5 protein-coding genes are annotated in these 5,652 nt (G+C 69.2%); 3 read left to right on the top strand and 2 right to left on the bottom strand.

The features are described from left to right. Window positions 1–43 precede the first annotated feature (43 nt). Together ACFU53_RS46085 and ACFU53_RS46090 are read right to left on the bottom strand one after the other, a co-directional pair. Complete coding sequence (locus ACFU53_RS46085; RefSeq protein ID WP_384006161.1) at window positions 44–382, bottom strand: hypothetical protein; 339 nt, start codon at window positions 380–382, stop codon at window positions 44–46. 15 nt (window positions 383–397) lie between these two features. Then, window positions 398–2,077, bottom strand: coding sequence for a sodium:solute symporter family protein (locus ACFU53_RS46090; RefSeq protein WP_384006163.1), 1,680 nt, complete (start codon window positions 2,075–2,077; stop codon window positions 398–400). 134 nt (window positions 2,078–2,211) lie between these two features. Here ACFU53_RS46090 and galT point away from each other — a divergent pair, with 134 nt between their 5' ends. The 3 genes from galT (at window position 2,212) to galK (ending at window position 5,540) form a co-directional block, all read left to right on the top strand. Continuing rightward, a complete protein-coding gene (gene galT, locus ACFU53_RS46095) occupies window positions 2,212–3,273 on the top strand; it encodes a galactose-1-phosphate uridylyltransferase (protein ID WP_384006165.1) in 1,062 nt (353 codons plus the stop codon). Continuing rightward, on the top strand, window positions 3,270–4,232 hold the full coding sequence (gene galE, locus ACFU53_RS46100) for a UDP-glucose 4-epimerase GalE (protein WP_384006167.1): 963 nt from the start codon (window positions 3,270–3,272) through the stop codon (window positions 4,230–4,232). Before galT ends, galE begins: the two co-directional genes overlap by 4 nt. 147 nt (window positions 4,233–4,379) lie before the next feature. Further along, window positions 4,380–5,540 (top strand): galactokinase, encoded by a 1,161-nt coding sequence (gene galK, locus ACFU53_RS46105; RefSeq protein ID WP_384006169.1) that lies wholly within the window; start codon window positions 4,380–4,382, stop codon window positions 5,538–5,540. The last annotated feature ends 112 nt before the right edge of the window (window positions 5,541–5,652 follow it).

The raw sequence follows: 5,652 nt of genomic DNA on the forward strand, positions 1-5,652 counted from the left end.
GCCCGGCGGGGGCCAACCGCGTGTCCTGCCCCCGCACACGGCGTCATTCGGAGCCCTTCTCCGCCGGCCGCTCCGCGTCCACCGGCGGAGGCGTCGGCCGTAGCCACAGCCACGCCAGGAAGAACGCCCCCAGCGCGAGCATCCCCAGCCCCGTCCAGAGGTTGATGTTGACCCCCTCCGCCTTGTCGATCTCGGAGTCGGACGCGGTGATGCCGGCGAGGGTGACGATGACGCCGTAGACGACGAAGAGGCCGCCGATGATGCGGCGGATGTCGAAGAGCTGGGCGGCGGTCGCGGACTTGCCCTGGAGTTCGGTGACCTCGCGTTGGACGTCGCGCTCGGAGTACCCGGAGGAACCAGAAGAACCGGAGTGCTCGGACATGGTGCTCCTCGGTGCCTAGAACGAGAACGGGATGTAGCAGGCCGCGGCCAGGACGATCGCGCTCCAGCCGAGCAGGGCGGGTCGGCGGTACCACGCGTCGTCGCCCGCGCCGGGCGGTTCCTCCATGCCGGGGGAGCGCGTGCCGTAGACCAGGCCCTGGAGGTCCGCCTCCGGCTTCGGCGCGGTGAAGAGCGAGACCGCCACCATGACCACGCCGCCCGCCACGAACCCCGCGATCGCCGAGACGAAGTTCGCTCCCTGGTCGGACGGGATGTCGATGACGTCCTGCTTGTAGAGGACGAAGTAGTTGATCATCGCCGCCGTGGTGCCGGCCAGCAGCCCCCAGAAGCCGGACTTCATCGAGGCGCGCCGCCAGAACATGCCGACGATGAAGACGACGAACATCGGCACGTTGAAGAAGGAGAACAGCGTCTGGAGGTAGCTCATGATGTTGGAGAAGGAGGACGCCAGGAAGGCCGTCCCGATGGACGCGAGCACGCCGATCGCCGTGATCAGGCGGCCGAAGCGGACGTAGTACGCGTCCTCCTCGTCCCGCTTCACGTACTTCGCCCAGATGTCCGTGGTGAAGACGGTGTTGAAGGACGAGATGTTCGCCGCCATGCCCGCCATGAAGGCCGCCAGCAGGCCGGTCACCGCGATGCCGAGGACGCCGCTCGGGAGCAGGTCCTCCATCAGGTACGGGATCGCGTCGTTGTACTGCAGGTCCGATTCCGCCGTGCCGATCTTCGGGACCAGGACCGCCGCCACCAGGCCCGGGATCATCACCAGGAAGACGATGAAGATCTTCGGGAAGGCGGCGATGAGCGGGGTGCGCTGGGCCGCCGACAGGTTCTTCGCCGACAGCGCGCGCTGCACCTCCGCGAAGTTCGTCGTCCAATAGCCGAAGGACAACACGAAGCCCAGTCCCAGGACGATCGTCAGCCAGTTCGCGCCGAGCGGGTTGTCGTTGCCGATGCCGGTGCCGCCCCAGGCCGTCACGAAGTCCGGCCCGCGGCTCTCCGTCAGGGAGTCGGAGAGGCGGTCCCAGCCGCCCACCTTCTTCAGGCCCAGCACGGTGATCGGGATGAGCGCCGCAAGGATCACGAAGAACTGGAGCACCTCGTTGTAGATGGCCGAGGAGAGGCCGCCGAGGGTGATGTACGCCAGCACGAAGATGCCGGCGACGACGATCGAGACCCACTGTGGCCACCCCAGCAGCGCCTCGACCACGATGGCGAGGGCGTAGAGGTTCACCCCGGCGATCAGGATCGCGGCGCAGGCGAACAGGATCGAGCTGAGCAGATGCGCGCCCCGGTCGAAGCGCAGCAGCAGGAACTCGGGCACGGAGCGGACCTTGCTGCCGTAGTAGAACGGCATCATCACCAGGCCGAGGAAGACCATGGCCGGGATGGCGCCGATCCAGTACCAGTGCGTGGTGTAGACGCCGTACTGCGCGCTGTTCGCGGCCATCCCGAGGATCTCCGTGGCGCCCAGGTTCGCCGCGATGAACGCGAGGCCCGTCACCCAGGCCGGCAGCGACCGCCCGGAGAGGAAGAAGTCCAGGCTCGTCCTCACCGACCGCCGGGCGGCGAACCCGATGCCGAGGACGACGACGAAGTAGATGGCCAGGATCGTGTAGTCGAGCCAGTCGACGGGGAGCCGCGACTCCGGTGGGATCCGCGAGACCGGCGACATCGGCGGGATTCTCCATGCGCAGCTCACTTAAGTTGGCATCTGGTGGTCTTTGTTTGTTTGTGATGGTGACGAGCGTCGGAACTTGTGCTTTGATGTGTTTGGTTCTGTTTGATGGGTGGGATGGGGAGTCCGGCGTGAAGAAGACCTCGACCCGGCTGGCCGACGGTCGTGAGCTGATCTACTACGACCTGCGCGACGACACCGTGCGCGACGCGGTGGACAAGCGGCCCCTGGAGCGCACCGTCACCACTTCGGAGGTACGCCGGGACCCGCTGCTCGGTGACTCGGTCGCGATCGCCTCGCACCGGCAGGGCCGCATCTACCACCCCCCGGCGAACGAATGTCCGCTCTGCCCCTCCGAGGGCGACCGGCTCAGCGAGATCCCCGACTCCTCGTACGACGCCGTGGTGTTCGAGAACCGCTTCCCGTCGCTGGCCGGTGACTCCGGCCGCTGCGAGGTCGTCTGCTTCACCTCGGACCACAACGCTTCCTTCGCCGACCTGACCGACGAGCAGGCCCGCCTGGTCCTGGACGCGTGGACCGACCGCACGGCGGAGCTGTCGCATCTGCCCTCCGTCGAGCAGGTGTTCTGCTTCGAGAACCGCGGTGCCGAGATCGGCGTGACCCTGGGCCACCCGCACGGGCAGATCTACGCGTACCCCTTCACCACACCCCGCACCGCGCTGATGCTGCGCTCCGTCGCGGCCCACAAGGACGCCACCGGCGGCGAGAACCTCTTCGACGCCGTTCTGGAGCGGGAGCTCGCCGACGAGCGGATAGTGCTCAGGACCGAGCACTGGGTCGCCTTCGTGCCGTACGCGGCGCACTGGCCGTACGAGATACACCTCTACCCGACGCGCCGCGTGCCCGACCTGCTCGCGCTCGACGAGGACGCGCGCTCAGAATTCCCCAAGGTCTATCTGGAACTCTTGAGGCGCTTCGACCGGATCTTCGGTGAGGGTGAGCCTTCGACGCCGTACATCGCCGCCTGGCACCAGGCGCCGTTCGGCACGCTGGAGGAGTTCGAGGGTGTCCAGCGTGAGGACTTCGCGCTTCACCTAGAGCTTTTCACCATTCGCCGCACCTCCGGCAAGCTGAAGTTCCTCGCGGGTTCCGAGTCCGGCATGAACGTGTTCATCAACGACGTGCCGCCGGAGCGCGCGGCCGAGCGACTGCGAGAGGTAGCGAGTTCATGAGCGGTAAGTACCTGGTCACCGGTGGCGCGGGGTATGTCGGCAGCGTGGTCGCCCAGCATCTGCTGGAGGCGGGCCACGAGGTCGTCGTCCTCGACAACCTCTCCACGGGCTTCCGCGAGGGCGTGCCCACGGGTGCGTCCTTCATCGAGGGCGACATCCGCGATGCCGCCAAATGGCTGGACTCCTCCTTCGACGCCGTCCTCCACTTCGCCGCGTTCTCCCAGGTCGGCGAGTCCGTCGTGAAGCCGGAGAAGTACTGGGACAACAACGTCGGCGGCACCATGGCCCTGCTCGGCGCGATGCGCGAGGCGGGCGTCCGCAAGCTGGTCTTCTCCTCCACGGCCGCCACGTACGGCGAGCCGGAGACGACCCCGATCGTGGAGTCCGCGCCGACGAAGCCGACGAACCCGTACGGTGCGTCGAAGCTCGCCGTCGACCACATGATCACGGGTGAGGCGGCGGCCCACGGCCTGGGCGCCGTGTCGCTGCGCTACTTCAACGTGGCCGGCGCGTACGGCTCCTGCGGTGAGCGTCACGACCCCGAGTCGCACCTCATCCCGCTGGTCCTCCAGGTCGCGCAGGGCGGGCGGGACGCGATCTCCGTCTTCGGCGACGACTACCCGACCCCCGACGGCACCTGCATCCGCGACTACATCCACGTCGCCGATCTCGCCGACGCCCACCTGCTGGCGCTGGACGCCGCGCGGCCCGGCGAACACCTCATCTGCAACCTTGGCAACGGCAACGGCTTCTCGGTGCGCGAAGTGATCGAGACCGTCCGCCAGGTGACCGGCCACCCGATCCCCGAGGTCGTCGCCCCGCGCCGAGCCGGCGACCCGGCCACCCTGGTCGCCTCGGCCGCCACGGCCCGCGAGCGCCTCGGCTGGAACCCGTCCCGCGCGGACCTCGCGGAGATCGTCGCGGACGCCTGGGAGTTCGCGCAGGCGCAGGCCAAGTGAGGCCGCGCGCCGAGTAGGGCGCCTTCGCGCCGGTGGCCGCCGAGTGGGACGTATGTGCGTCGGCGGGCGCCAAGTACTGTGCCGGCTCAGCCAGTTCATCGGCTGAGCCAGTTCGTCGGTTGAGTACGGAAAGGTCAGGGTCAGGGGATGAGCGAGGCTGTCGTCGTCGCCGAGCGGTTCGAGGAGCTGTACGGGGCGGAGCCGGAGGGAGTGTGGGCCGCGCCGGGCCGGGTGAACCTCATCGGCGAGCACACCGACTACAACGACGGCTTCGTCATGCCCTTCGCCCTTCCGCACACCACGATCGCGGCGGTGTCCCGGCGCACGGACGGTGTCCTGCGCCTGCACTCCGACGACGTCGAGGGCGGCGTGGTCGAGCTGTCCCTGGACGGGCTGATCCCGGAGGCCGACCGCGCCTGGACGGCGTACCCGTCCGGCGTCGTCTGGGCCCTGCGCGAGGCCGGCCACACGGCGGTGACCGGCGCCGACATCCACCTCACGTCGACGGTCCCGACGGGCGCCGGCCTGTCTTCGTCGGCGGCGCTGGAGGTCGTGGTGGCTCTGGCCCTCAACGACCTCTACGACCTGAACCTCAAGGGCTGGCAGCTGGCCCGTCTGTGCCAGCGCGCCGAGAACGTCTACGTGGGCGCCCCGACCGGGATCATGGACCAGACGGCGTCCGCGTGCTGCGAGACCGGCCACGCCCTGTTCCTCGACACCCGGGACCTCTCCCAGCGGCAGATCCCCTTCGACCTGGCCGCCGAGGGCATGCAGCTCCTCGTCGTCGACACCCAGGTCAAGCACTCCCACAGCGAGGGCGAGTACGGCAAGCGCCGCGCCGGCTGTGAGAAGGGCGCGGCCCTGCTCGGCGTCGACGCGCTGCGGGACGTCGCGTACGACGAACTGGACGCGGCCCTCGACCGCCTCGGCGACGAGGAGGAGGTCCGCCGCCTGGTCCGCCACGTGGTGACGGAGGACCAGCGCGTCGAACGTGTGGTCTCCCTCCTGCAGTCGGGCGAGACCCGAGCGATCGGCCCCCTCCTCATCGAGGGCCACGCCTCCCTGCGCGACGACTTCCGCATCTCCTGCCCCGAACTGGACCTCGTCGTCGACACGGCCCTCGCCTCCGGCGCCCTCGGCGCCCGTATGACCGGCGGCGGCTTCGGCGGCTCCGCGATCGTCCTCGTCGACGCCACCGACGCGGACGCGGTCACCAAGGCGATCGAGGAGGCCTTCGCCGCGGCCGACTTCACCGCACCCCGGGTGTTCGTGGCGGTGCCTTCGGCGGGGGCGCGACGGGTCTCCTGACCTTCCCCACCTTTCCCTTCGCTGCTTTCGTCGAGGGAGGGCGGCACCGGTCGGAGAAGCCGGTGCCGCCCTCCCGTCGTCACCGGGGGCGCGCCCTGCCGTCGTCATTGGG

It is taken from the genome of Streptomyces sp. NPDC057474 (assembly GCF_042802555.1).
Lineage (GTDB): Bacteria > Actinomycetota > Actinomycetes > Streptomycetales > Streptomycetaceae > Streptomyces.